Below are 25,494 nucleotides of genomic sequence, written 5' to 3'. Positions count from 1 at the left end.
GTCACATCGGGTGGTGGGACCATACGCCGACAGCGTCGGCATGGTGGGCGAGCTGTTCTGCGCGGGCACGCAGGAGATGGAGGGCGGCGTCGACCGTCGCGGCCAGCACCGCGTCGGGACCACCGTCGAGCTGGAGGTGTTCATGCCCTTGCTGATCGTGCGTCGCCCAGCCCAGATAGACCGTTCCCGGGGGGTGCCCGTCCTCTGGGTCGGGCCCGCCGACACCGGTTGTGGAGATGCAGACATCGGCCGCGAACAATTCAAGGCCACCGACAGCAAGCTGCTCGGCGCATTCAACAGAGCACGGGTCGACCCCTGCCGTCAGTTTCAGCAGGTGCTGCTTGACGTCGGTCATATACGCGACGATGCCCCCTGCGAACCATCGGCTCGCTTCCTCGCCCGCACCGATCGCATGCGCCAGACCGCCCGATGTGAGCGACTCGACCACAGCGATACGAAGTTCGTGCGTGATAGCCAACTGACCGAGCCGGCCGATGTCATCGGCGGGTTGCATACTGGACACTCGGTTCCGGCCGAGAGATGCTCTCGACAGTCTCACCGGTGGTCTCCGGTGCCAGCGAACGCGCTATGTCAGCCTGACTGATGATTCCGACCAGCAGGCGATTCTCGATGACGGGAAGCCGCCGGATCCGGTGCTCTCGCATCTTCTGGAGCGCGTCCTGGATGTCATCGGCGGCATCGACGGTCACGGGCTTGCCCATTGCGAGTGCGCGTGCGGGGGTGCTTTCGGGATCGAGGCCTTCGGCGACAGCCCTGACCACGATGTCGCGGTCGGTGAGCATGCCTTTCAGCTTCGTGTCCTCGCCGCAGATCGGCAGTGCTCCCACATCGAGTTCGGACATGAGCGATGCCGCGATACTCAGTGAGTCGTTCTCGCCGATGCACCGCGGTGCAGGAGTCATGATGTCCCGCGTAAGCGTCATCTTCTTTCCTCTCTCGTCATGTGCATCCGGTTCGCGTCACGATAGGTGTGCCGGGCGGCGGGTGCGGAGGGGGTTGACAGCTTCGAGTCAGCCGTCCTTCACTTCCATCCCGCCATCGGGGCCGTCGCCGTCGGACGGGGAGTAATCCGGTCGGGCCGGCTGCGGTGGCTGATCATCGAACTCGCCGCCCTCGCGGCCGCCGAAGGGGCGGCCGTGATCCGCGAACTCGTCTCTGCTGAACACGAGGGTCCACGGCCCAGCCGTGAAGCGAGCCCCGGTACGGAGGATCTCCGATCGGTCGCCGCCGTCCGTCTCGGCGGACAGCGGATTCGCGTTCATCTCTCCCGCGCCGTGCAGGGTGAGCACGTACTCGTCCCGCTCGTCGTGGGTGATCGTCGCGTGCACGGGGTCCGTGTCGTCGAGTCGGAGCTCATTGCCGTCAGCGAGACCGATGCGCACGGTGTCGGTCGTGATGTGGTGCACGCTGCGATCGTCCTCACGCGAGATGAGCAGCCGCGGGTCGCCCGCGCCCCATTCCGCGTGGGTCGTGGTCGGCTTGTACCCTGGCGCGGTCTGATCGGTCATGTCCGGCTCCCTTCGAACTCACTGGAACCGCAAGGCTATGCGGCCCCGGAACCGCACAGGAGGGCCTTGACCGCGGGCCTACGCGGGGCTAGCGCGCAGTTGGGAGCGATGACGACTTAGTAGGCTATCCACAGGGCGCGAGCGCACTGGCGCAGGAGCACGAAACAGCACGGAAGTCGGGGCACGATGGGCAAGTTCATCTACGAGGGCGGCGTCAAGGTCGAGATCGAAGACCGTGCGCTGCTGCACATGCAGCTCGTGATCAGCGCGAAGCTGCGGCGCGGTGAGCCTTTCGCGTTCAGCTGGCGCGAAGACGCCAGTGTGGGCGGCGGCCGCACGACGGTGTGGGTGCATCCCGGCAGCTCGATCGTCTACAAGTACTACGGCGGGCGACAGCCCTCAGTGAATCGCGCATGGGTCGACGCGCTCGCCTTCACGGCGAACTCACCGGCCGGCCTCTACCTCGTGCCCGAACCTGCGGACGCCGGGGCCGCACCGGGAACAGCGGAGATGTCGACGGTCCCGCCGATCAGCTGATCCTCGTCGATGGGGCGCTCGGTGACCGAGTCGACACTCGTCATCGTGACCCACCCCTGGGCGAGGCACGCGGCGTCGCTGTCATCCGTGGGGATGTTCGGCAACTCCTCGACGGCGAGGCGCACGTAACTCTCGTCGCTCTCCGCCACGGTCGTCTGCACGATGCCGAACGGAGCCAGTGTGCACTGGCGGATGCCGCGCGGGTCGGTGCGGTTGGGCGCGTTCACGTTGAGTGCTGTGCCTCGCGGCTGCGCCATCAGCGTGGGAAGCAACGTCATGGCCGCGCGGGCGGCCGTGTCCCAGTGGAACGCCTGCGGATTCATTCCGACGTCGAGTGACACGGCCATCGCCCAGGCCCCGTTCAACGCGCCGGTGAGGGCGGCGCCCACGGTACCGGAATGCAGGATCGCCCGCCCGACGTTGGCGCCGTGATTCACACCGGAGAGCACGAGGTCAGGCGCAGGCCCGAACGCTCCGCGCGCCGCGATCATCGCGATCAGCCCAGGGCCACCGTGCACCGCGAAAGCATGCACGTCCGGCAGTGCATCCAGCGTTCGGCGGTCCACGGCTATGCGTCCATCGGATTCACTCGCCATGATCGAGGCGCTCGAACCGCTCGACTGCGCGGCGGGCGCGGCGATCGTGACCTCGAGCCCGGCCTGCACTGCGGCATCCGCCAGTGCCACGAGGCCGGGTGCGTCGATGCCGTCATCGTTGGTGATCAGCGCCCGGTGCGTCATGATTCCTCCGTCTCGGCCTCCGCGAGCGCGGCCAGTCCGTCGGGACTGACTCGTCCCCGTGGCGCTTCATCCGCGTCGCCCTGTGGAAGCTCTCGCACCTGCACGCGCTCGCGCAGCTGTGTGATCGCATCGGCGTCGCCCGTGCCGAGCCCGTGGCGCGTGACGTTCAGCGCGCCGGCGGCCGCGCCGAGCGTGACGGCATCTCGCAGATGCTCGCCGCGGGTGAGCGCGGCCACGACGCCTGCGGTGAGGGAATCGCCCGCCCCGCGCGTCTCGTTCTCCTCGAACGACGGAAGCGACACCTCGATGAGGCCCTGATCGCCCAGGACCAGCAGGGGTTCGGATGACCGCGTCACGATCACCGCGCCGGCGCCCTGCCTGCGAAGCTCATGCATCGCGTGCGTGATCTCCGGCACCGTCGCCTCGCGCACGAGGCCATCGCGACGCAGTTCCTCATGACTGACCTTGAGCACATCGACGCCCCCTTCCACGACCGCCTCCAGACGCTCACCAGCGAGGTCGGCGATGACCAGGCGCCCATCGCTGCGCAGATCGATCGTCAGCCGGCGGTAGAGGTCGGACGGCACTGTGGCGTCGCCGGCCGGACCGCTGAGAAGAACGGCCTTGGACTCGGCGCTGCTGTGCAGCATCGCCCCGTAGAGATCGTCTCGAGCGTGGCGGTCGATCGCATCCCCTTCCTCCTCGGCGATCACGAGGCGCTGGCCCTGACGGCGATCGTGCAGATACGCGGACCCGCGGCCCTCGCGCTCGACGGCGACGACAGTGATCCCCTCATCCTCCAGAAGGTGCTTCAGGGTACGGCCGACCTCTCCGATGAGGACGCAGCACATCGTCACCGAGACGTCGAGTCTGCGCAGCATCCTGGCCTGCCACACACCCTGCCCACCGGCATGCACGTGGATCTCCGAGCCCTGCGGGTGATCCTCGACGGTCACCGTCAGGGTCGGGGACGGTGCGAGGATCGTCACTTCGCTCACGTCGGCTCCCTTCGTTCGCTGTCCCCGCATCCTCTCAGGGCGACCGACGCGATGCCTCCCCGTTGACATCCGCACGTGATCTCACTAGCCCGCCGAAGTGTCAACCCCCTTGGCACGACGCCGGAAGCGAAGGAAGCTCGAATCACACTCACCGTCCCCCGAGAGGAGTGCTGATGCACACTGAAGATCCCCGCTATGCGCATCCGGACGACGGCTTCCCCGCTCAGCAGCAGAAGCAACCGGGACAGACCGAGCAGATGCGACCGACGCCCGATCACGGCGAGGACAGCTACGAGGGCCACGGGCGCCTGGCCGGACGGCACGCGCTGATCACCGGAGGAGACTCCGGGATCGGACGGGCGGTCGCGATCGCATTCGCACGGGAAGGCGCCGATGTCGCCATCGTCCACATGCCGGAGGAGCAGACGGATGCTGACGAGACCCTGCGCCTGGTCCGTGAAGCCGGACGAACCGGGCTCGGCCTCGCCGGTGATGTGCGCGATGAGGAGTTCGCGACCGAGTGCGTGCTGGAGGCGCGCCGGGCGCTCGGCGACCTCGACATCCTCGTCCTGAACGCGGGCTATCAGCACGATGTGCCGGGCTTCGCGCACCTGGACACCGAAGCGATGCGCCGCGTTTTCGACACGAATCTCGCCGGGATGCTGTTCTCGGCACGGGCGGCATTCCCGAACCTGCAGCCGGGCTCCAGCATCATCGTCACCGCATCCATCCAATCGTTCGAGCCTTCTTCCGGACTGATCGACTACGCCATGACCAAGGCCGCTCAGGTCGCGTTCGTGAAGGCGCTCGCCGAAGAGGCTGGGCCCCGCGGAGTGCGGGTGAACGCGGTCGCCCCCGGCCCCATCTGGACGCCGCTGATCCCGGGCACCGGATGGGATGAGGACAAGATCCGCAACTTCGGCGCGGACACTCCGCTGGGCCGTGCCGGACAGCCGGCGGAGCTCGCGGGCGCCTATGTGTACCTCGCTTCGGGCGAGGCGTCGTACGTATCCGGCGCTGTTCTGCCGGTGACTGGAGGGAAACCATTATGACCATGACAGCCCCGGAGCCTCCGAAGCCCGAGTCGACGACCTGGGAGGTCATCCCGCTCGGACACGGCGCATGGCGGATCAGCGACGGTTCCAGAAAACAGACGGATCCAGGACGCCTCGTCGCGTACGTCGACCGCAACGACACCGGCACACTCGAGGTTCTCTGGTTGCGGAGCCCTTGCCCGACCCGTTCCCGATACCGGGACATCGACGACCTCCTGGCCGACCTCGACGCCGCCGTGGCAATGGGCGCGACTCCCGCTCGATCGACGAGGCCGAACGAGATCCCGCATTTCCCACCCGTGTGATCCCTGCCGGCCCGACCCTGATCCCGATCAGGCCGTGAGCACGACCAGCTCACGAGTCGAACGCGTCATCGCCACATAACGATCGACCGCGCCTTCGATGCCACCGCCGAACCGCTCGGGCTCGACCAGCACCACGAGGTCGAACTCGAGTCCCTTCGACAGCGCCGGGGTGAGCGAGCGCACCCGCTCGGTGGCGGCGAACGTCTCGTCGCCGATGACGCACGCCGTGCCCTCGGAGTTCTCGGCCAGCCACGCGCCGACGATGGCGTCGCGCTCGTGCACCGCCGCATGGCGCACGGGGATACCGCTCGCCCGCACCGAGGTAGGGACGTTCGCGTCGGAGAGCGCGGCGCGGATCACCGGCTCCGCCTCGGCCATGATCTCCTCCGGCGTGCGGTAGTTCACCGTGAGGGATGCCGTGTGCACATCCTTGAGACCGGCACGCGAGAGCCTGTCCGGCCACGACTCGGTGAAGCCGTGCCGCGCCTGTGCGCGGTCGCCGACCACCGTGAAACTGCGTGAGGGGCAGCGGCTCAGCAGCATCCGCCACTCGGCATCCGTCAGCTCCTGCGCCTCGTCGACGATGATGTGCGCGAACGGCCCGGCCAGCAGGTCGCTGCCGGCCCGCGGGAGGGCGTCGTCATCGTCGAGGCTGTTCTGCACATCTTCTCCACGCAGCATCGACATGAGTCCGAGGTCGTCGTCGGAGGACTGCATCAGGTAGTCGGCGACGTCCGCGCGGTACTCGCGTTCCGCCGCCTTCGCGCGCTCGCGTTCGCGGCGCACGCGTCCGGCATCCGGGTCGCCGACCTCACGCGTGGCCGCGTCGAGAAGCGGAAGATCGGATGCCGTCCACGCTCGCGCTTCTTCGCGCTGCAGCAGCCGCACCTCGGCATCGGTGAGCCAGGGCGCGCATCGCTTCAGGAAGCCGGGGCTGGTCCACAGCGCCGCCACCAGGCCCAGCGGATCGAGCAGCGGCCAGGCGCGGTTGAACGTGTGGGTGAGTGCCTCATCCTGTGCAAGCGCACGTCGCAGTTGCGCACGGGGGATCTGCTCCTCGAACCTGTCGAGCACGATGGTCAGCAGTGCGTCCCACACCTCGTCGCGCGCCTCATTGTGCGGCGCGTCCGTGTCGATGTCGAAGGCCTCCTCCCAGTCGAGCATCTGCACGCGCAGATCTGCCCACGGGGTCTCCGCCACGGTCGCCCGTCGAGGCGGCTGCTCGTACAGGCGCACGGCCGACGCGACGGCATCGACGAGGCGACCGTCGGCCTTCAGCCGTGCGACGGCGGGCTCGGGTTCGGGCGGAACGTCCGCCGACCCGGGGACGAGATCGCGCAGCGTGCAGGTCTGCACACGGTCCTCACCCAGGCTCGGCAGCACGTCGTCGACATAGGCGAGGTACGGCTGATGCGGCCCGACCACGAGCACGCCGCCCCCGCTGCCGCGGGAGATGCGGGTGTCGGAGTACAGCAGGTATGCGGCGCGGTGCAGGGCGACCACGGTCTTGCCGGTGCCAGGGCCGCCGTCCACGACGAGCGCTCCCTCCGAACCGGCGCGGATGATCGCATCCTGGTCTGACTGGATGGTCGCCAGCACATCCCGCATCCGCGCGGAGCGAGAGCTGCCGAGGCTGGCGATGAACGACGACTGGTCATCCAGGGCGCCGCCGGCAGCCAGAGCTTCGGGTGTGAAGGCCTCGTCCCAGTAGTCGCTGATGCGTCCGCCGGCCCAGCGGTAGCGGCGACGACTGATCAGGCCCATCGGCTCGGCGAGCGTCGCACCGAAGAAGGGTTCTGCGGCCGGCGCGCGCCAGTCGACGAGCAGCTGACGACCGTCGGAGCCGGTGAGGCCGAGACGGCCGATGTAGATGTGGGCGCCGTCGGACGTGACCATGCGCCCGAGGCACATGTCGATGCCGTAGCGGCGGAACATCGCGAGGCGGGAGTTCAGCCGGTGGATCTCGAGATCGCGCTCCACCGCTTCACCGCCGACACCACTGGAGGTGCTGAGGGCGCGGTCGAGGCGAGCGGATGCGTCGGCGACGCTGTCATGGACGGTCTGAGTGATCGCGGCGAAGTGCTCTTCGTCGGACGAGATGAGGGCGGGATCGGATTTGGCGGCAAGGCGGTCGGGAAGGTGGAAAGCGCTGGTGGTGGCGAGATTCATGGCGGCTCCGAATCGATCGTGCGCACCGGGACTCGTGCGCACGATCGACAAGTATGCGCCTCCGAGGGGCCCTTGCCGCAAGCCCCCACCTCACCGGTAAACTGGAAGTGCGGGAAGATGGATCACATGACCTCTTCCGCACCGCAGAAGCAGCGCAACGCTCTCGCACCCGCCCTGCTCGCGGCGATCGCCCTCGTCGTCTCGCCCCTGTTCACCGAGGGGTTCGGTGTGCTGGTCATCCTCTTCCTCGTCGCGATCCTCGCAGTGATCGTCGCGTGGTTCGCCTGGCAGGCGGGGCAGTGGTGGTGGACGATCGTCTTCGCCGCGGTCGCCGTGATCTGGAACCCGATCTTCCCATTCGGCTTCAGCGGCCCGGTCTGGGTCGCCGCACAGATCGTCGCGGCCGTGACGTTCATCGCGGCCGGCGCAATGATCAAGAACGAGCGGACCGCGCCGTAGGCCCCCCGCTACTGGCGCGCGAACACGGCCCCTGGGTTCAGGATGCCCTGCGGGTCGAGCGCGTGCTTGATGCGCTGATTGAGCTCCAGCACGTCGGCGCCGAGGTAGTCCTCCAGCCAGGGCTGCTTGAGCCGGCCGACGCCGTGCTCGCCCGTGATCGTGCCGCCGAGTGCGATCGCGAGATCCATGACCTTGCCGTAGGCGGCGTGCGCGCGCTGCCGTTGCGCGTCATCGGCCGGATCGAACACCAGCAGCGGGTGCGTGTTGCCGTCGCCGGCGTGAGCCAGCACCGCGATCGTGATGTCGTGCTCCGCCGAGATCGCCTCGATGCCCAGCACGAGGTCGCCGAGGCGGGGGATGGGCACGCCCACGTCCTCCAGCAGGATGCTTCCCTGCTTCTCGACCGCGGGGATCGCCATGCGGCGGGCCTGCACGAATGCCTCGCCCTCGTCTGGGTCGGCGGTGAGGTAGCACTCGCTGGTGCCGTTCGCCATGCAGATCTGTTCGATGATCGCGATCTCGGCCGCGGCCACCGCCGGATCGTCGTCCGACTGGATCACCAGCATTGCGGCGGCGTCGGTGTCCAAGCCCATCCGCGTCGCGGCCTCGACGGCGCGGATCGTCGGCCGATCCATGAACTCCAGCATCGACGGACGAGTGGAACGGGTGATCGCAAGCACCGCGTCCGTCGCCCCGGTCAGCGTCGGGAAGGAGGCGACCAGCGTCGTCGGAGGCTTCTGCGGCGGCACCAGCCGCAGGATGATCTCGGTGATGACGCCGAGGGTGCCTTCGCTGCCCACGAAGAGCTTCGTGAGCGAAAGCCCTGCGACATCCTTGACGCGCGGGCCGCCCAGGTTCACGGCGCGACCGTCGGCGAGCACGACGGTCATCCCGAGCACGTAGTCGGTCGTCACCCCGTACTTCACGCAGCACAGCCCGCCGGCGTTCGTGGCGACGTTGCCGCCGATCGAGCAGAACTCGAAGGACGACGGATCCGGCGGATACCAGAGTCCCTGCGCGGCCGCCGCCGCCTTGACCTCGGCATTGAACGCACCGGGTTGCACGAAGGCCATGCGGGTGGCGGGCTCAATGCGGATCTCTCTCATGCGATCCAGCGAGAGCACGATCGCTCCGTCCGCCGCCGTGCTCCCGCCCGAGAGCCCGGAGCCCGCTCCCCGTGGGATGACTGCGATGCCGCTCGCCGCGGCGAGCCGCACAGCGGCCTGCACATCCTCGGTGCACGTCGCCCGCACCACGGCCAGTGGAGTGCCGGCATCCGGATCGTTCGCTCGATCCCAGCGGTAGGCGTCCATGGAAGCGGGATCGGTGATCACCGCGTCGGTCGGCAGCTCCGCTATGAGCCGTTCGACGAGCAGAGCGGCAGTGCTGTGCATGAGGTCCTTCCCTCTCGGACACACACTAACAACAGCTCTCTCCCGCGCCGCATGATCGAAGCCGCGGATGGCGCGTGCGCCCCAACACGCGTAGCGTTCCCGGTATGGACGATCACCGAGCCGACCCCGCTGAAGAACGCCACCCCGAGAACCTCCCCGCGCGGGACGACGAGGGCGCGCCGCTGGGCGGTGATGAGACCACCGAAGAGGAGCTCGACGCCGACAACGCGGTCGAGCAGGACGCGCTGAAGGCGCTGAACCCGGACGACTCTCCCGCCTGACCCGGCGCCACCTGCCTGACCTGGACGTCGCGGGGGCCCTCGGCGCGCGTGCGGGTGAGAAACTTGAAGCATGAGCGCTTCCCTCGATGTCACCTCGCTGGCGGATGCCGAGATCCACCGCCTCCGCGAGGACTTTCCGATCCTGCAGACGCAGGTGAACGGGCATCCGCTCGTATACCTCGATTCCGGCGCGACCTCGCAGCGTCCGCTGGCGGTGCTGGATGCCGAACGCGAGTTCCTGACGACCCTCAACTCCGCCGTGCACCGCGGCGCGCACACTCTCGCCGCCGAGGCGACAGAGATCTTCGAAGACGCCCGCGCCACCGTCGCGCGCTTCGTCGGCGCCGATGACGACGAGATCGTCTGGACGTCGAACGCCACCGAGGCGATCAACCTCGTCGCCTATGCGTTCTCGAACGCATCCGTCGGTCGCGGCGGGGCAGCGACCGAGAAGTTCAGACTCGGCGAGGGCGACGAGATCGTCACGACCGAGATGGAGCATCACGCGAATCTCATCCCGTGGCAGGAACTCGCCGCCCGCACCGGCGCGACGCTGCGGGTCATCCCGCTCGACGACGACGGCGCACTGCGTCTCGACGACGCCGCGGCGCTGATCGGTCCCCACACAAAGGTCGTCGCCGTCACGCACGTCTCCAACGTGCTCGGCATCATCAATCCCGTCGAGCAGCTGATCGCCGCGGCCCACGAGGTCGGCGCGCTCGTACTGCTCGACGCCTGCCAGTCGGCACCGCACCTGCCGCTCGATGTGAAGGCTCTGGACGTCGACTTCGCCGTGTTCTCCGGGCACAAGATGCTCGGGCCCACGGGCATCGGCGCCCTCTACGGGCGCCGTGAACTCCTCGAGGTCATGCCTCCGTTCCTCACCGGCGGATCGATGATCACGACCGTCACCACCACCGAAGCCGAGTACCTGCCTCCGCCGCAGCGCTTCGAGGCCGGCACCCAGCGGGTGTCGCAGGCCGTCGCCCTCGCCGCCGCGGTCGACTACCTCTCGGCCGTCGGGATGCCGCGGATCGCCGACCATGAAGCCGCTCTCGGCCAACGCCTCGTCGATGGACTCTTCGGGATCGACGGCGTGCGCGTGCTCGGTGCGGGCATCGATCTGCCGCGCGTGGGACTTGCAAGCTTCGACATCCCCGGCATCCACTCGCATGACGTCGGGCAGTTCCTCGACGACCAGGGCATCGCCGTGCGGGTAGGGCACCACTGCGCGCAACCGCTGCACCGCCGCCTCGGCGTGACCTCGTCGACGCGGGCGAGTACCTACCTCTATTCGACAGAGGATGAGGTCGATGCCTTCATCGAGGGCGTTGCCGCGACGATCGAGTTCTTCGGAGTGCGCTCATGACCTCCAGCGACCTGCAGAACCTGTACCAGGAGCTGATCCTCGATCATTCCCGCACCCCGCACGGCTTCGGGCTTCGCGGCGAGGTGGAGGCGCAGTCGCATCAGCTGAACCCGACGTGCGGCGATGAGATCACGCTGCAGGTGCATCCGGCTCCCGACGGCACGATCGAGGCCATCGCGTGGGAGGGGCATGGCTGCGCCATCTCGCAGGCATCGGCGTCGCTGTTCGCCGAGCTGGTCGAGGGCATGACCGTGCCGGAGATCACCACCCGCATCGACGCGTTCCGTGAGGCCATGCGCTCGCGTGGCAAGATCGAGCCGGATGAAGAGCTGCTCGGCGACGCCGCGGCGCTCGGCAGCGTCTCGCGGTATGTCGCCCGCGTGAAGTGCGCGATGCTCGCTTGGGTCGCCGCCGAGGATGCCATCCGCAAGTTGCGCTGAGCCGCCGTACCGTCCTCTTCCCGACGTCCATGTGACGTCGTGTGTCGCTTCATGAACGAGCGTGTCATCATCGCGTGACCTGAGGTGCCCCGGTGCGGATGCTGGGGACATGAGCCACCTCGTCAGCGTGGCGCAGCTGATCCATCTGCAGCGCGCCGAAGAGCACGGCACCGGCCCCGTCGTGCGGCTGCTCGACGTGCGATGGCGACTCGATCGCCCTGAGGGACGGCCGGAGTATCTCGCGGCGCATCTTCCGGGAGCCGTGTATGTCGACCTGGAGCATGAGCTCGCTCGTCGCGGCGAGCCGGCCGAGGGACGGCATCCGCTCCCGGACACTGACGACCTGCAGCGCGCGGCGCGCGGGTGGGGTCTCGACGACGGCGACACCGTCGTCGCGTACGACGACAACCGCAGCGTGCCGGCGGCGCGCCTGTGGTGGCTGCTGCGAAGGTTCGGTGTGGACGTGCGTGTGCTCGACGGCGGCATCCGCGCCTGGGCCGGCGAGGGCATGCCGCTGGAGCGCGGTGATGTGCTTCCCGAGCCGGGGGGAATCACGTTCGCGGGCGACGCGGCGGGAGTGATCCTGCTCGATCAGGTCGAGGCGTTCCGCGACGGCGGTGTGCTGCTCGATGTGCGCACACCAGAGCAGTACAGCGGCGCGCACACCGCGACCGATCCGATCGGCGGGCACATCCCAGGGGCGGTGAACCTGCCCGCGATGGCGACGGTCACCGGTGACGGCCGGCTGCAGCATCCGGATGCACTGCGCCGCATCTTCGCCACTGCCGGTGTGGATGCCGGCACCGAGGTGGCCGTGTACTGCGGCTCAGGAGTGGCCGCGATGCACACGGCGCTCGCGCTCGAACAGTCCGGCATCCGCGCGCTCGTGTATCCGGGATCGTGGAGTCAGTGGTCGAACACCCGCGGGCAGCCCGTCGCCATGGGCATCCTTCCCGAGGGCAGGCTCACGAAGGTGTGATGTGCGCACGTCATCTTCCGTCATGCGGGAATAGCGTCGGAGGGGTCATGTTGCCACTGACATGACAACTCTAGGAATCATCGGTGCAGGGCACATCGGCAGTCAGGTCGCCCGTGCGGCGATCACGGCCGGATACGACGTCGTGATCTCGAACTCACGCGGACCGGAGACTCTCTCGGATCTGGTCGCAGAACTCGGGCCGAAGGCGAAGGCCGCGACAGCGGAAGAGGCCGGCGCCGCCGGCGACATCGTCGTGGTCACGGTGCCGCTGCACGCGCTCTCGAAGATCCCGGTCGAGCCGCTGGCCGGCAAGATCGTGCTCGACACCAACAACTACTACTTCGAGCGCGATGGTCGCGTCGAGGCTCTGGACAAGGGTGAGACGACCGTCTCGCAGCTGCTGCAGGAGCACCTGCCCACGTCGAAGGTCGTCAAGGCGTTCAACCACATCCGCTCCGGCGACATCACGACGGACGTGGCTGCGGCCGGGGCGCCGAACCGTCGCGCACTGGCGACCTCGAGCGATTTCCCCGAGGCCGTGGACTTCGTCACGACGCTCTACGACGAGCTCGGATTCGACACGGTGGATGTCAGCCCGCTGAGCGAGTCGTGGCGGGTCGAGCGCGATCGCCCGGCGTACGTCGTGCGTCAGACAGCGGCCGAGCTGGAGGAGAACCTGGCCAAGGCGAACCGCCTGCCCTGAGGCGCGAGGTCTGAGGCGCGAGGCGCGAGGCGCAAGGCTTGAGGCGCACCCGAATGGGATACCAAATCTGGTGCGAATCTCAGATGAGTGAGAGAATGCCCAAATGGGGGCGGAAAACGGAGAACTCGAGTCTGCGCGCGTGGCGCGGATGCTGCGGGACGATATCGTGCTGGGGCGCCGGTTGCCGGGCTCGCGGTTGGTGGAGAGGGATATCGCGGCGGAGCTGAACGTCTCGCGCCTACCAGTGCGCGAGGCGATCCGCTCTCTCGTCGGCGAGGGCATCGTCACCACCCGGCCGCGCAGCTGGGCGACGGTACGAAGATTCACCCGCAAGGACATCGAGGACCTCGCCGAGGTGCGACTCACGGTCGAGACGCTGCTGTTCGTGTACGCGGCGCAGCGTCACGACGCCGAAGGCCTGCAGACGCTGCTCGAACTGCTTGAGCGCGAAGAGCGCGCTGCGATCGCGGGCGAGGTCCACGAAGCGATGGCGATGGCAGAGAAGTTCCACGAGTACATGACGGTGCTGGCAGGCAACGAGATGTTCATGGAACTCGGGGCGGTCTTCGTCACCAGGTTGAGGTGGTTGTTCGGGAGGCACGAGGATCTGATGGCCGAGGCCGTGGAACATCGCGCGCTGTATGAGGCGATCCAGGCTCGTGACGTCGAGCTCGTGCGCGAACTCGTGACCCGCCACCTCGAGCTCGGTGCGCTCACTGCACTCGAGCGATTCGGAGTCGCCGGAGCGTGAGGCCGGGTGTCAGCCCACCGGTGTTGTCGTATCGGTGGCCTCTCGCAGCGAACCGCGCATCACACGCCAGTACCTGGCCGGCATCAGACGCGTCAGCACGTCGATCAGCCGGGCCTCTCGTCCGACCATCGTGCGGATGCTGCGCCGTTCGACTGCACGGATGATGCGCGCCGCGGCATCCGTCGGTTCGGTGTGGTACATCGCTGCCTGCGCAGATGCGGCACGCGCGGCGACTGCCGGATCGATCGCCGCGGCGTATCGGCCGTGCAGGATTATTCCCGTGCGCACGCCTGCAGGATAGACCGCGCCCACGGTGACCGTGCTGCCCTCGAGTTCGTGACGCAGTGCTTCGGAGAATCCTCTGACCGCGAACTTGCTCATCGAGTAGGGGATGCGTCCTGCGGGTGCTGCGAGGGCGTAGACGCTGGCGAGGTGCATGATGTGCGCGGCCGGACGGGATCGCAATGCCGGCAGCAGGGCCTTCGTGATCGAGACCGTGCCCCAGAGGTTCACGTCGACCAGCCAGCGCATCTCCTCCATTGTGAGCTGCTCAAGGCTCCCGAGCATCGACGATCCGGCGCACGTGATCAGTGCGTTGATCCTCGGGTGCGCGGCGGTCGCCTCGGCGGCGATCGCGGCGACGGCGTCATCGTCGCGCAGATCGATGACGTGGGTGGTCACGGTGCCGTTGCTTGCAGCGCCGGTCAGCTCGGCGGCGACGGCCGCGAGCGCCGGAGCGTTGTGATCGAGCAGCGCGAGGTGCACGCCTGAGGCGGCGAGCAACCGTGCGAGCTCCGCACCCATGCCGCTGGCGGCACCGGTGATCACCGTGGTGTTCCCGGCAAGGGTCAGCCGGCTCATGCATCCTCCTCCTGGCACGCTTCGGGTGCGCGCCGTTCGCTTCATCGCAGGTGGGGAGAACCTGTCGCGTTCTATTCTGGCCCCCTCCGGCGTCGGTCGGTGACGGTACGATCTCCAGAGGAGGTTGTGGTGGGACGAACTGCGGATGCTGTGGCCGAAGGCGTCGCCATCGGAACGGCTGCGGCGCGCCTGACGGTGAAGAATCGTATCCTCGTCGGCACGATCGCCCAGGGTGGCGTGTTCGACGCCGCGCGATACCTCGCCGACGCTCGCGAAGCGCTGCTGGCGATGGCCGACGAGTCCGCGCAGGCGGCCGAACGGGTGACCACGTGGCGCAAGCGCGCACGGGGGCGGCACTCCGATCCGTCGAGCACACACGACTACCGTGACCGCGATGTGCGCAATCTCCGCCGCCGCGCCAAGCAGTCGGCCGGCGTGGCCGAGAAGCTGCGGGCGATCGCCGAAGATCCCGAACAGCTCGGTGCTCTCGTCGAAGGCGCACGCGAGGCGGCATGGGCAGATGTGCGCAGCAACCTCGATCGCAGACTTCACGTCGAGGGCATGCGCCCCGACCAGGATCCCGACTATGCGGTCATGCGTGAGGCGCGGATGCAGGCGCTGCGGCTCGTCGATCTGCAGGCGCTGTCATCCGAGCGGCGCGCGCGGCGCAAGCGCGAGCAGGACGCCTGACGCCCGGTTTCGCGTTGGGGTGCTTCGTCATGTATTCTTGCTGAGGCCCACTTCGAGAGATGTGGGCCGAGATATGCGCCCGTAGCTCAATGGATAGAGCATCTGACTACGGATCAGAAGGTTAGGGGTTCGAGTCCCTTCGGGCGCACAGAGTGTGAATCCCCCGTCGCGAAAGCGGTGGGGGATTCGTCGTTGGCTGCGATGCATCAAGGGCAGGCGAGATCTTCGAGGTGACGGCGCAGCATGGCACGGATCTGGGCGGCGGAATAGCTTTCTGCACGCATCGCCATGTGGAAGGCCACCCCGTCGAGGAACGCATGCAGGCGCACGGCCTCGGTCGAGGCGTCGCGCGCCGGATCGACGACTCCCGCTTCGCGCAGACGGTGGATCACCTCCGTGCAGCCTCGATTGAGGAGTGTGTGAAGTTCTCGTACGCGAGCCTGCAGCCGCTCATTCGAACCTGCCGATGACGCGACGGTGAACCACAGACGCGCTTCCGCGAGACGCTCGCCATCGAGCGGGAGTGACTGCTCGAGCTGCACCTGAGCTGCTTCGAGAGGCGAATCCGGCAGGTCGAGCGCCTCGGCGCGGGCGAGCGCGCGCCCCAGGACGAACGTCCAGGTGAAGTCGAGCAGTTCGTCCTGCGACGGGAAGTAGTAGCGCAGCGCCGCCGGCGAACAGTTCGCCTCGGTGGCCACGCCCCGCACCGAAGCGGCCGCTATGCCGTCTCGCAAGGTCACGTTCCAGAACGCGTGTGCCAGTTCGGTACGACGAGCGGCATGGTCGACGATCTTCGGCATGGCGTTAGCCTATACGGCTGTACTATTTCTTTACCGTACAGGTGTGTGGTAACGTCGCGCGGATGAATATCACCGCACCTTCCCGTGAACCCGGACCCGCGTCGCGTCCGCCTCGCGCGTTGCAGTGGCTCGCCCTCGCCGTGCTCGCTCTGGTCGTCGTGCTCGTCGCTCTTCCCATCGCGATGTTCCTGGATCCGCAGCCGTACGCAGCATCGATCGAACGTTCCGAACCCGCGCTGGGGGCCGCCGCTGTCGCGAACGCCCTGCAGACCGTCCGCATCTCGACCGCGGTGGCGCACGGGGTGTACGCCGTCGTGGCCGTATGGCTGACGGTGAACGTGCTTCGGGGGCGGAACTGGGCCCGCATCACACTCACGATCGTGGTGGCAGGGGCAACTCTGAACAGCGTGACCTCTGCGTTGGCGGGACCTGAGTACTACCTCCCGGTGATCGTGGGTGACGTGCTGCATGTCGCGATCGTGTGCCTGCTCTGGTTCCCGAGACGGGTCCGAGAATTCTTCACTCGTCAGCGAATCGCTCGCGGCAGGACCAGAGCGTAGCCTGGAGGAGTGACTGCGTACGTCTCGGCTTTCGACTTCTTCTCCATCGGCGTGGGACCGTCGAGTTCGCACACGGTCGGACCGATGCGTGCGGCGCTCGACTTCGCTCGACGCCTGAGCGCCGGCGCTGTACTCGGCGACGTGGCGCGGGTGACCTGCACGCTGTACGGCTCGCTCGGGGCGACGGGCATCGGGCACGGCACACCGGATGCCGTCGTCGCGGGACTGCGCGGACTCACCCCCGAGACCTGCGAACCTGCAGAAGTGCGTTCGGCGTGGACGGAGTTCCCCGCGGGCGAAACGCTGCTCATCGGGGGGACGCATGCCATCGCGTTCGAGAAGGGCGACATCAGGTTCGCTCCGCGCACGCGGCTGCCCGGGCATCCGAATGCGATGACGCTCACGGCCCTCGGTGCCGACGGAAGCGCGCTGGCCGAGGAGACGTACTACTCCGTCGGTGGTGGGTTCATCCGCCGCGAGGGCGAGGACGCGCAGGTCAGCGCCGCACCTCTGCCGTTCGGCTACGCCGATGCCGCCTCCCTGCTTGCCCTCTGCGATGAGCACGGCTTCACGATCGCCGATGTCGCGCGCGAGAACGAACTCGCGATGCGCTCGGAGGAAGAGCTCGCCGCCGGCCTCGACGCGATCTGGGATGCGATGGCCGCTTGCGTGGACGCCGGACTGCACGCCGACGGTGTGCTGCCAGGCATACTCAAGGTGAAGCGTCGCGCCGGCGCGATCCGTGCGCAACTGGACGCCGTCGAGGCAGAGGGCGGCCGCGAGATCCCGGGCGAGTGGCTCGGCGCCTTCGCGCTCGCGGTGAATGAGGAGAACGCCGCCGGCGGACGGGTCGTCACTGCTCCGACGAACGGCGCCGCCGGCATCCTCCCCGCGGTCGCGATGTACTGGTGGCGGTTCCTCGCCGACTCCGGCCTCGGTTCCGGCAACGCCGTCACGCCTTACGGCGAACTGGTCGGCAGTGCCCTCCTCGGCTTCTCGCAGGGGGCCACCCGCGGGTCGTTGAGCGAGGACAGTTTCCACGGGTCGTTGAGCGAGCGCAGCGAGACGAAACGCGTTGAGCGAGCTGAAGGCGAGTCGAAACGGCAGAACACCGATCCCGGGCAGATCGCCGAGGCGAACCGTCGCCGCGGCATCCGTCGATTCCTGCTCACGGCCACCGCTCTCGGATCGCTGTTCAAGGCCAACGCGTCGATCTCCGGGGCCGAAGGCGGATGCCAGGCGGAGGTCGGATCCGCCTGCGCGATGGCCGCCGGTGGTCTCACCGCCGTGATGGGCGGTACCAATCGGCAGATCGAGAACGCCGCGGAGATCGCGATGGAGCACCACCTCGGCCTCACGTGCGACCCGATCGGCGGTCTCGTGCAGATCCCTTGCATCGAGCGGAATGCGATCGCGGCATCCACCGCGGTCACGGCCGCGCGCCTCGCGCTGCGCGGCGACGGCGAGCATTACGTGTCACTGGACGCTGTCGTCGAGACGATGCGCCAGACCGGGATCGACATGTCGACGAAGTACAAGGAGACGAGCGAGGGCGGTCTCGCGGTCAACGTCATCGAGTGCTGATTCACGGGTTCTCCGCGACGTCGCGAGCACAACTTCGGATGACGGATGCGACGCGCCGTACGTTCTGCGAGATTCGCGGCGTGTCGGATGCCACGTCCGAAGTTGTGCACGATCGCGAACGCGTGACCGGCTACTTCTGGGCGGCCCGGCGCTTCGTATGCCGGGTGGGAGCGGTCGACCAGGGGTCTTCCGGCCACGGATGCTTCGGGTACCGGCCGCGCATCTCCGCCCGCACCTGGGAGTAGGGACCGGCCCAGAACGACGCGAGGTCGTCGGTCACCGCGAGAGGGTGCCCGCCGGGGGAGAGCAGGTGGAACAGCACCGGCACCCGCCCGCCGACGAGGCGCGGGGTCTCCGCCCACCCGAAGCACTCCTGCAGCTTCACGGCAACGACAGGGCGAGCCGAGGGATCATCGATCGGCGGATACGTCACGCGGATCCGTGATCCACTGGGCACCTCGAGCCGTTCGGGCGCCAGGGTGTCGAGGTCCGCCGCCGCCGGCCATGGCAGCAGCCGTCGAAGCGCCGTGGCCAGGTCGATCCGCGCGGCCGGTGTGCCGGTGGCAAGTGTCGCCAGCTCCGGACCGAGCCAAGAATCGAGGGCACCTAGGAGCGCAGCATCCGACACATCCGGCCACGGGGAGCCGATCTCGCGATGCAGTAGCGCCAGCCGCCGCCGCAGCCCCTCCGCCGACTCCGACCACGTGAACACTCCGAGCCCTTGTTCCTCCAGCGCGCGTCGGATGGCATCCCGGCCACCGTCGCCGGCCTGAACCCGCACCGGAACGGATGATCGGACGATCGCGCCGATCCGGCGCTCGCGGCGGGCGACGACGCGCCCGTCCGCGAACTTCGCCTCGACGCGGTCGGTGATCAGATGGGTCGCCGCCTGTTCCGCCTGGCTCTCCGAGATGACCGCTGCCGAACGGATGACCGCCCCGGTGCCCGCCGCCGCTCGGCCCTGCGCTCGAGTGACGTCTGCCACCGCGAGCCACTCGGCACCAGCGAGTGGACCGGTCAGTCCCGCGCGGGTGCCGGATGCGAGCAGGAACGTCGCACCGCCGGCCGAATGATCGACGCGACGGGCGATCCGCTCGGGGAAGGCGAGAGCGATGATGAGGCCGGTCTGGTCCGATCCTCCTCGAACGTCGCCGGCGTGAGAGGTGAACTGCATGAGGCGACGAACCTCCTGCTCCCAGCGGCGCGCGTCGGGGCTTCGCCTGTTCCGCAGTGCGGTGAGCGTCGATGTCACGTCGCCGTCCGCGACGCGGAGCTCGCCCCCGATCAGCGCCACCACCTCGGCAGCCGCCGGCCCGCCGACCAGCGCGCCGCCGTCGCGGAGTGCGCGAGCGGGGCGCGGGTCGGTCGGGACGCGGGCGAGCTGTCGTCCGTCGTCGGTCGCCCGTCCGTCGGCGTCGATCGCGCCGAGTCCGTGCAGTACAGTCGTGGCGTCGTTCAGGCTGTCGGTCGGAAGCGGATCGACCAGTCGAAGCCCCGCTCCGCCCGGTGCGCCCCAGCAGGCGAGGAGCAGTGCGGCGTCGGTGAGATCCGTCGTTGCGATCTCCGGAGCCGGCCGCGCTGGTGCAGCGGCGAAGGTGCGTTCGTCGACGCAACGCACCACGACACCTGGCCCCTCACGGGTCGCGCGGCCTGCGCGCTGAGTCGCAGAGGCGCGGGATGTCGGGCCGGTGACGAGGCCGCTCATGCCCCGCCCCGCATCCCGTTGCGGTGCGCGGGACAGGCAGGTGTCGACGACCAGTCGAACGCCGGGAACGGTCAGCGATGATTCGGCGAGCGAGGTCGTGACGATGATCCGGGCGGGGTCCGCCGGCCCGCGGCCGCCGATGACGGCATCCTGCTCGGCGGCGGGGACCTGGCCGTGCAGCTCGCGGACGTCGAGCTCGGGGGCGAGATTCCGGATGCGGCGAGCGATCTCTGAGACCTCGCGCGCACCAGGTGCGAACACGAGGGCGTCGGCCTCGGGAGTGTTGCCTGCCAGGCCGCGATGCGAATCGACGGCGGTGCGCGCGACGTGGTCCAGGAATGCCCAGGTCACGCCGCGTTCGTCCAACCGCGCCGAAGGACTCGGGGCATATCGCACATCGAGCGGATGCGCGGGAACCGTCTGGGTCACGATCGGGGTGGGCGCGGCATCCGTGCCGAGGACTGTCGCAAACCGATCGGCATCGAGCGTCGCCGACATGGCGATGACCACGAGGTCGTCGCGCAGCTCGCGCACCTCGCCGAGCAGACCGATCAGCAGATCCGTCTCGAGCGCCCGCTCATGCACCTCGTCGATCACGACCGCGCCGACACCGTCGAGCCCTGGATCGTCGAGCAGGCGGCGCAACAGCACACCGGCGGTGACGAACTCGATCAACGCGGAGCGCTCCACCTGGCGCTCGCCGCGGACGGTGAATCCGACACGGGAGCCGATAGGCGATCCGTCCAGCTGCGCGAGTCGTCGGGCGGCGGCGCGAGCGGCGACGCGGCGGGGCTGCGTCACGATCACGCGACCGGAGACGCGACCGGCGATGATCGGCGGGACGAGCGTCGTCTTGCCCGTGCCAGGGGGAGAGCTGACGACGACAGAGGTGCTGTGGTCGAGCGCCGTGCTCAGATCGTCGACAGCGGACGCGAATGCGAGTCCGCGGCCGATCCTCGACAGGTCGAACGGGGCAACGGTCATCTCTCCAGTCTCTCGCGTCGCTGCCCGGCGTCGTGCAACAGGTTCTGCGTGAGACCCCACGGCGGGGTTGGGGTCTCATGCAAAGGGTGGTGTGGCTGTGGACGGCGCTGCGGGACGCAACATGCTGGGCGTGAGATACCACGCAGGGGATGGGGTCTCACGCAGCGAGTGGTGCACGGCGAATAGAGCGACGGCAGTGAGCGGATGGTGAGCGCACATCGGCGCGTAGGCTGAGCGACATGGCCACGGTGAGGCGGCGCGGGCGCCCGCGCGGAGAGACGGATTCCCGCGAACGGATCATCTCGGCCGCTGTCGACGAGTTCGGCGAGCACGGCTACGACGGCTCGACGATCCGCGCGATCGCCACCCGCGCCGGTGTCGACAGCGCGCTCGTGCACCACTACTTCGGCACCAAAGCCGACCTGTTCGCGGCCGCCATGGGCATGCCGATCCGGCCGGACGTGGCGATCCCGGAGATCCTGGCAGGTCCGCGTGACGAGGTCGGCGAGCGCGTGGTGCGCTTCGTTCTGCAGGCGTTCGAGCAACCCGAGGTGCGCCGCCGTGGTGTCGCCCTGATGCGCGCAGCGATCGGCAGCAAGCTCACGACTCCAGTGTTGGCGGGGTTCCTCTCGCGCGAACTGCTCGGGCGGATCGCGCGCGCACTCGATACGGATGACGCGGCACTGCGCTCGACGCTCGCGGCGTCGCAGATCGCGGGTCTTCTGATGGCGCGCTACGTGCTGAAGCTGCCGCCGATCGCGGATGCCGAGGTCGACGAGCTCGTGACGCGGATCGGCCCCACTGTGCAGAGGTATCTCTTCGACTGACCGCTGTTCGACTGACCGGGGGCTTGACGCCGCAGCATCCGAAGCGCACAATTCATCACATGATGAATAAATCGAGCGTTGAGGTGTCGCAGCTGCGCGTGCGACGCGGGAAGGTGCGCGTCTTCGACGGCGTCGACGTGTCGATCCCGCGCGGACAGATCACCGGTCTGCTCGGCCCATCAGGTTGCGGCAAGACCACCCTGATGCGCTCGATCGTCGGGGTGCAGCGCGTCGAATCCGGCACGGTGACGGTGCTCGGCGAACCCGCCGGATCGCGCGTGCTGCGGCACCGCGTCGCCTACGGCACTCAGGACGCGTCGGCGTACGACGACCTGACCATCCGGCAGAACCTCCGCTACGTCGCGACGCTGCTCGGCGCGCCACGCGATGCCGTCGACCGCGTGATCGCCGACGTCGGGCTCACAGGGCAGGCGGATCAGCTCGTATCCTCACTCAGCGGCGGCGAGGGCAGCCGCGTGTCGCTCGCCATGGCGCTGGTCGGATCTCCGGAGCTCGTCGTACTCGACGAGCCGACCGTCGGCCTCGACCCGGTGCTGCGCGCGGAGCTGTGGACGCAGTTCCGTGGTCTCGCCGAGCGCGGAGTGACGCTGCTGGTGTCGAGTCATGTCATGGATGAGGCGCTGCGCTGCGACCGGCTGCTGCTCATGCGTGCAGGCCGCATCATCGCCGACACGACCCCGAAGGGGCTGCTCGCCGATACGGGAGCGGAAGATCCGGATGCTGCCTTCCTCGCCCTGATCGAACGGGATCAGCAGCACCATCTGGATACGCGCAGATCGCGCCGCGAGGAGACCGGAGAATGAACGGCATCCGGCTCTTCGCCACCGCGGGGCGCGTGCTTGCGCAACTGCGGCACGATCCGCGGTCCATCGCGCTCATGCTCATCGCGCCGAGCCTGCTGGTCGGCCTGTTCGCGTGGCTCTTCAGCGATCAGGAGGGCGTGTTCGACCAGTTCGGCGGGCCGATCCTCGCGCTGTTCCCGTTCATCGTGATGTTCCTGATCACCTCGATCACGACACTGCGTGAGCGTCGCTCGGGAACGCTGGAGCGGCTGATGACCACGCCGCTGGCGAAGAGCGACTTCATCCTCGGCTACGCACTGGCGTTCGGTCTGATGGCGCTGCTGCAGGCCGTGATCACCGTCTCGTTCGCGGTGTGGGTCTGCGGGCTGGAGACCGACGGCCCGCTGTGGCAGCTGGGGTTGGTGGCGGTCGTGGACGCCCTGCTCGGGACCGCGCTCGGACTGCTGGCGAGTGCCTTCGCACAGACCGAGTTCCAGGCCGTGCAGTTCATGCCGCTGCTCGTGTTCCCGCAGATCATCCTCGGCGGACTCTTCATGCCGCGCGACCAGATGCCAGACGTGCTGCACGCGATCTCGGACTGGCTGCCGCTGAGCTACGCGATCGACACGATCAACGCCGTCTCCGCGGGAGACGAGGGGTGGGACGTGTTCGGCCCGCTGTTGATCGTCGTCGCGTTCATGCTGGGCGCGCTGGTGCTGGCATCGCTCACTCTGCGCCGGCGCACCCCGTAGACGCGAACAGAAAGAGCGGATGCCGCGGCCGATGTGGCACGCGGCATCCGCTCTTCGTCTGCCGACTACTCGGCCGATGCGGGCGGGGGCGGGGGAGCGGCAGCCGAGTCGGCCGCCTTCGCCTTCGGTTTCTTCGCCGGAGCAGGAGCCTGGGCATTCGAGATGCTCTCTCCGATGCCGCGGCCGACGGCCTGACCCTGGATGATCGCGGCGAGATCGAGGCCGGTGGCCGAACTCACGCTGTCGAACACAGACTTCAGCGCCTTCGCACTGTCGGCGCCGACGACATCCGAAGCGCCGTCGTTGCCGGAACCGCCGATGATCGAGACGCTTCCGATCGTGGCGTACCCCTTCGCGAATTCGCTCATGATGTTCGGCAGCACGTCGAGAACGCGCTGGGAGAGGAACGCCTCCTGGTTGGATGCGATGGCCTTCGCCTCTGCCTCGAGCGCGGCCGCACGTGCGTCACCCTCGGCGCGGATGGCGTCTGCCTCCGCGTTGGCGCGCAGACGGCGGGCCTCGGCTTCTGCCTCGGCCTGTGCGCGCAGCGCGTCGGCGTCACCGGTGGCCTTCGCGACGGCGGCCGCCGCTTCACCGTCGGCGCGGGCACGGTCGGCCTGGGCCTGCTGCTCGGCGATGCGGGTGCGGGCCTCGGCCTGCTTGACCTGCTCGATAGCACCGGCCTCTGCGGCCCGTTCACGTGTGTAGAGCTCGGCCTGGGCGCGGGTCTCTGCCTCGTAGCGCTGGGCGTCGGCGACACGCTTGACGTCAGCATCCAGCTGCGCTTGACGGTTCTCGGCCTGCTGTTGCAGCACGGCCTGCTGCGCCTGCTCGCGGGCGAGGTTCTCTGCCTGCTCCGCCTCGGCGCGAGCTCGACCGATGCCGGCGTTGGAGTTGGCCGTGTTCGTGTCGAGAGCGGTCTGCTCGATCAGATTGGCTTCTTGGTTGGCGATGTTCTTCTGGTTGATCGCGCGGTCGGCGTTGGTCTGCGAGATCTCGGCCGACTGGCGCTTCGCCTGGATCTCGGGGGCGCCGAGGGACTGGATGTAGCCGACCTTGTCGGTGATGCCCTTGATCTGGAAGGAATCGAGGATGAGGCCCTGTTCGGCCAGATCCTGCGAGACGTCGGCGGCGATCTGGTCGGAGAACTTCTTGCGGTCGCGCATGAGTTCGACGACTGAGAGGGTGGCGACGATGCCGCGGAGCGCACCTTCGAGCTGCTCGGTCGTGAACTGCTCGATAGCGGCATCCTGCGAGGCGAATCGCTCGGCGGCACGGCGGACGTACAGGGGATCGGAGCCGATCTTCACGATCGCGACGCCGTCGACGTTCAGCGTGACGCTGTCCAGGGACTGCGCCTCGGCGTTCAAGGAGACCTGGCGCGAGCGCAGCGAGATGATCTCGTGGCGCTGGGTGATGGGGTTGACGAGAGATTTGCCGTTCACGATCACCGTGACGGGCGAGTCGACGCTCTCCGAACTGCTCGTGCCATCCGCGTTCACGATGGCGCGTTGCACCTTCTGCTTGCGACCCGATATGACGAGCGCCTCATCGGCGCGCGCGACCTTGATCCAGCTGCGCGCGAACAGCAGCACGATCAGCCCGACCACGATCAGTACGACGACAGCAATGCCGACGAGAATCAGAATGCCGACAGCTCCGGCGATCTCCATGAAAGTTCCCTCCCTGCCCCCGCTTCTGCGAAGGCTGCTTCTGCATCGACTATGTCAGAGATCGACATGTCGTCGAAGGGGAGGAATGCCGTCAGAGGCCGCGGAGCTTCTCAGTGAGTGCGTGCAGCGTGCGCAGTTCGTCGTCGTCGAGCTTCGACATGCGTTGCGCGATCGAGCGCCCGTGGACGGTCGCGACTGCGCGGAACGCACGGGCGCCGTCTTCGGTCGCACGGATCAGTGCACCCCGGCCGTCTTCCGGGTCGGGGCACTTCTGGATCAGTCCGCGCGCGACCATCCGGTCGACGAGCCGCGAGACGCTCGGCTGGCTGATGAGCATGTTCGAGGTGACATCGCGGAGTCGCGCTGTCATCTCGGGTGAACGGACGACCGTGAGCAGCACGTCGTACTCGGCCTGCGTGATCGCGGTGCCGTCGAAATCAGCGGCCATGGCCATGAAGAGTTCGTGCTGGGCACGGAAAAGGCTCTCCCAGGTCTCGAGCGCCAGCTTGCGATCCGTCATGAATACAGATTAGTAGGAATGGTGAA

The 25,494-nt window shown here is 68.2% G+C and carries 28 protein-coding genes and 1 tRNA gene; 17 read left to right on the top strand and 12 right to left on the bottom strand.

Translation table 11 applies throughout. From position 1 onward, the window contains the following. Nucleotide 1: 1 nt before the first annotated feature. The 3 genes from IEV67_RS17105 to IEV67_RS17095 all read right to left on the bottom strand — a co-directional run bounded on the left by IEV67_RS17105 (nucleotide 2) and on the right by IEV67_RS17095 (nucleotide 1,529). Entirely contained in the window at nucleotides 2–514 is a 513-nt protein-coding gene (locus IEV67_RS17105) for a CinA family protein (protein WP_188437914.1), read from the bottom strand. Continuing rightward, nucleotides 498–944 carry a CBS domain-containing protein gene (locus IEV67_RS17100; protein WP_188437913.1) on the bottom strand — a complete coding sequence of 149 codons (447 nt, stop codon included), beginning with the start codon at nucleotides 942–944 and terminating at the stop codon, nucleotides 498–500. The genes IEV67_RS17105 and IEV67_RS17100 overlap by 17 nt, the downstream gene beginning before the upstream one ends. An 87-nt stretch (nucleotides 945–1,031) precedes the next feature. Continuing rightward, nucleotides 1,032–1,529, bottom strand: a complete 498-nt coding sequence (locus tag IEV67_RS17095; RefSeq protein ID WP_188437912.1) for a hypothetical protein — start codon at nucleotides 1,527–1,529, stop codon at nucleotides 1,032–1,034. 186 nt (nucleotides 1,530–1,715) lie between these two features. Between IEV67_RS17095 and IEV67_RS17090 the strand changes: the two genes are divergently transcribed. Continuing rightward, nucleotides 1,716–2,066: a DUF7882 family protein gene (locus IEV67_RS17090; protein WP_188437911.1), complete on the top strand. Its 351-nt coding sequence runs from the start codon at nucleotides 1,716–1,718 to the stop codon at nucleotides 2,064–2,066. On the opposite strand, the gene surE is transcribed toward IEV67_RS17090, so the two are convergent. Together surE and IEV67_RS17080 are read right to left on the bottom strand one after the other, a co-directional pair. Continuing rightward, nucleotides 1,988–2,806: a 5'/3'-nucleotidase SurE gene (gene surE / locus IEV67_RS17085; protein WP_188437910.1), complete on the bottom strand. Its 819-nt coding sequence runs from the start codon at nucleotides 2,804–2,806 to the stop codon at nucleotides 1,988–1,990. The genes IEV67_RS17090 and surE overlap by 79 nt on opposite strands. After that, complete coding sequence (locus tag IEV67_RS17080) at nucleotides 2,803–3,804, bottom strand: 1-phosphofructokinase family hexose kinase (RefSeq protein ID WP_188437909.1); 1,002 nt, start codon at nucleotides 3,802–3,804, stop codon at nucleotides 2,803–2,805. The genes surE and IEV67_RS17080 overlap by 4 nt, the downstream gene beginning before the upstream one ends. A 173-nt stretch (nucleotides 3,805–3,977) precedes the next feature. Here IEV67_RS17080 and IEV67_RS17075 point away from each other — a divergent pair, with 173 nt between their 5' ends. Continuing rightward, the gene (locus IEV67_RS17075) at nucleotides 3,978–4,856 is read left to right on the top strand and encodes an SDR family oxidoreductase (RefSeq protein WP_188437908.1); all 879 of its coding nucleotides are present in this window, start codon (nucleotides 3,978–3,980) and stop codon (nucleotides 4,854–4,856) included. Continuing rightward, nucleotides 4,853–5,164 carry a hypothetical protein gene (locus tag IEV67_RS17070; protein ID WP_188437907.1) on the top strand — a complete coding sequence of 104 codons (312 nt, stop codon included), beginning with the start codon at nucleotides 4,853–4,855 and terminating at the stop codon, nucleotides 5,162–5,164. The genes IEV67_RS17075 and IEV67_RS17070 overlap by 4 nt, the downstream gene beginning before the upstream one ends. Nucleotides 5,165–5,191: 27 nt before the next feature. Here the strand turns inward: IEV67_RS17070 and helR are convergent, their stop codons facing one another. Beyond that, nucleotides 5,192–7,333 carry an RNA polymerase recycling motor ATPase HelR gene (gene helR / locus IEV67_RS17065; protein WP_188437906.1) on the bottom strand — a complete coding sequence of 714 codons (2,142 nt, stop codon included), beginning with the start codon at nucleotides 7,331–7,333 and terminating at the stop codon, nucleotides 5,192–5,194. A 126-nt stretch (nucleotides 7,334–7,459) separates the two neighbouring features. Between helR and IEV67_RS17060 the strand changes: the two genes are divergently transcribed. Then, a complete protein-coding gene (locus tag IEV67_RS17060) occupies nucleotides 7,460–7,792 on the top strand; it encodes a DUF6804 family protein (RefSeq protein WP_188437905.1) in 333 nt (110 codons plus the stop codon). An 8-nt stretch (nucleotides 7,793–7,800) separates the two neighbouring features. On the opposite strand, the gene IEV67_RS17055 is transcribed toward IEV67_RS17060, so the two are convergent. Next, nucleotides 7,801–9,186: an FAD-binding oxidoreductase gene (locus IEV67_RS17055; protein ID WP_188437904.1), complete on the bottom strand. Its 1,386-nt coding sequence runs from the start codon at nucleotides 9,184–9,186 to the stop codon at nucleotides 7,801–7,803. A gap of 104 nt (nucleotides 9,187–9,290) precedes the next feature. On the opposite strand from IEV67_RS17055, the gene IEV67_RS17050 reads away from it, so the two are divergent. The 6 genes from IEV67_RS17050 to IEV67_RS17025 all read left to right on the top strand — a co-directional run bounded on the left by IEV67_RS17050 (nucleotide 9,291) and on the right by IEV67_RS17025 (nucleotide 13,709). Further along, complete coding sequence (locus IEV67_RS17050; RefSeq protein WP_188437903.1) at nucleotides 9,291–9,467, top strand: hypothetical protein; 177 nt, start codon at nucleotides 9,291–9,293, stop codon at nucleotides 9,465–9,467. A 70-nt stretch (nucleotides 9,468–9,537) separates the two neighbouring features. After that, a complete protein-coding gene (locus tag IEV67_RS17045; RefSeq protein WP_188437902.1) occupies nucleotides 9,538–10,836 on the top strand; it encodes a cysteine desulfurase in 1,299 nt (432 codons plus the stop codon). Then, the gene (sufU, locus tag IEV67_RS17040) at nucleotides 10,833–11,276 is read left to right on the top strand and encodes a Fe-S cluster assembly sulfur transfer protein SufU (RefSeq protein ID WP_188437901.1); all 444 of its coding nucleotides are present in this window, start codon (nucleotides 10,833–10,835) and stop codon (nucleotides 11,274–11,276) included. Before IEV67_RS17045 ends, sufU begins: the two co-directional genes overlap by 4 nt. A 109-nt stretch (nucleotides 11,277–11,385) precedes the next feature. Continuing rightward, on the top strand, nucleotides 11,386–12,255 hold the full coding sequence (locus IEV67_RS17035) for a sulfurtransferase (protein ID WP_188437900.1): 870 nt from the start codon (nucleotides 11,386–11,388) through the stop codon (nucleotides 12,253–12,255). Nucleotides 12,256–12,316: 61 nt separating this feature from the next. Continuing rightward, nucleotides 12,317–12,958, top strand: a complete 642-nt coding sequence (locus IEV67_RS17030) for an NADPH-dependent F420 reductase (RefSeq protein WP_188437899.1) — start codon at nucleotides 12,317–12,319, stop codon at nucleotides 12,956–12,958. A 103-nt stretch (nucleotides 12,959–13,061) separates the two neighbouring features. Next, on the top strand, nucleotides 13,062–13,709 hold the full coding sequence (locus tag IEV67_RS17025) for a GntR family transcriptional regulator (protein WP_188437898.1): 648 nt from the start codon (nucleotides 13,062–13,064) through the stop codon (nucleotides 13,707–13,709). 9 nt (nucleotides 13,710–13,718) lie between these two features. Here IEV67_RS17025 and IEV67_RS17020 read toward each other — a convergent pair whose 3' ends face one another. Continuing rightward, a complete protein-coding gene (locus IEV67_RS17020; protein WP_188437897.1) occupies nucleotides 13,719–14,570 on the bottom strand; it encodes an SDR family NAD(P)-dependent oxidoreductase in 852 nt (283 codons plus the stop codon). 129 nt (nucleotides 14,571–14,699) lie between these two features. Here IEV67_RS17020 and IEV67_RS17015 point away from each other — a divergent pair, with 129 nt between their 5' ends. Further along, nucleotides 14,700–15,260, top strand: coding sequence for an asparagine synthase (locus tag IEV67_RS17015; RefSeq protein ID WP_188437896.1), 561 nt, complete (start codon nucleotides 14,700–14,702; stop codon nucleotides 15,258–15,260). A gap of 75 nt (nucleotides 15,261–15,335) precedes the next feature. Next, nucleotides 15,336–15,408 (top strand) — tRNA-Arg (locus tag IEV67_RS17010). Between the two features lie 58 nt (nucleotides 15,409–15,466). On the opposite strand, the gene IEV67_RS17005 is transcribed toward IEV67_RS17010, so the two are convergent. Next, the gene (locus tag IEV67_RS17005) at nucleotides 15,467–16,060 is read right to left on the bottom strand and encodes a TetR/AcrR family transcriptional regulator (protein ID WP_188437895.1); all 594 of its coding nucleotides are present in this window, start codon (nucleotides 16,058–16,060) and stop codon (nucleotides 15,467–15,469) included. Nucleotides 16,061–16,122: 62 nt separating this feature from the next. On the opposite strand from IEV67_RS17005, the gene IEV67_RS17000 reads away from it, so the two are divergent. Next, nucleotides 16,123–16,620, top strand: a complete 498-nt coding sequence (locus IEV67_RS17000; protein ID WP_188437894.1) for a hypothetical protein — start codon at nucleotides 16,123–16,125, stop codon at nucleotides 16,618–16,620. A gap of 9 nt (nucleotides 16,621–16,629) precedes the next feature. Then, nucleotides 16,630–18,204, top strand: coding sequence for an L-serine ammonia-lyase, iron-sulfur-dependent, subunit alpha (locus IEV67_RS16995; RefSeq protein WP_188437893.1), 1,575 nt, complete (start codon nucleotides 16,630–16,632; stop codon nucleotides 18,202–18,204). A gap of 130 nt (nucleotides 18,205–18,334) precedes the next feature. On the opposite strand, the gene hrpB is transcribed toward IEV67_RS16995, so the two are convergent. Then, nucleotides 18,335–20,893: an ATP-dependent helicase HrpB gene (gene hrpB / locus IEV67_RS16990; protein WP_188437892.1), complete on the bottom strand. Its 2,559-nt coding sequence runs from the start codon at nucleotides 20,891–20,893 to the stop codon at nucleotides 18,335–18,337. A gap of 239 nt (nucleotides 20,894–21,132) precedes the next feature. Here hrpB and IEV67_RS16985 point away from each other — a divergent pair, with 239 nt between their 5' ends. The 3 genes from IEV67_RS16985 (at nucleotide 21,133) to IEV67_RS16975 (ending at nucleotide 23,275) form a co-directional block, all read left to right on the top strand. After that, nucleotides 21,133–21,720 (top strand): TetR/AcrR family transcriptional regulator, encoded by a 588-nt coding sequence (locus IEV67_RS16985; protein WP_229703276.1) that lies wholly within the window; start codon nucleotides 21,133–21,135, stop codon nucleotides 21,718–21,720. Nucleotides 21,721–21,782: 62 nt separating this feature from the next. Beyond that, complete coding sequence (locus tag IEV67_RS16980; RefSeq protein ID WP_188437970.1) at nucleotides 21,783–22,544, top strand: ABC transporter ATP-binding protein; 762 nt, start codon at nucleotides 21,783–21,785, stop codon at nucleotides 22,542–22,544. Further along, nucleotides 22,541–23,275 (top strand): ABC transporter permease, encoded by a 735-nt coding sequence (locus IEV67_RS16975; RefSeq protein ID WP_188437891.1) that lies wholly within the window; start codon nucleotides 22,541–22,543, stop codon nucleotides 23,273–23,275. Before IEV67_RS16980 ends, IEV67_RS16975 begins: the two co-directional genes overlap by 4 nt. Before the next feature lie 65 nt (nucleotides 23,276–23,340). Here IEV67_RS16975 and IEV67_RS16970 read toward each other — a convergent pair whose 3' ends face one another. Together IEV67_RS16970 and IEV67_RS16965 are read right to left on the bottom strand one after the other, a co-directional pair. Beyond that, entirely contained in the window at nucleotides 23,341–24,948 is a 1,608-nt protein-coding gene (locus tag IEV67_RS16970; protein ID WP_188437890.1) for an SPFH domain-containing protein, read from the bottom strand. A gap of 91 nt (nucleotides 24,949–25,039) precedes the next feature. Further along, entirely contained in the window at nucleotides 25,040–25,468 is a 429-nt protein-coding gene (locus IEV67_RS16965) for a MarR family winged helix-turn-helix transcriptional regulator (protein WP_188437889.1), read from the bottom strand. Nucleotides 25,469–25,494: the final 26 nt, after the last annotated feature.

Origin of the sequence: Microbacterium murale, from assembly GCF_014635185.1 — a bacterium.
Lineage (GTDB): Bacteria > Actinomycetota > Actinomycetes > Actinomycetales > Microbacteriaceae > Microbacterium > Microbacterium murale.
Note: the sequence above shows the minus strand (reverse complement) of the source record. Positions and strands in the feature narration are given on the sequence as shown.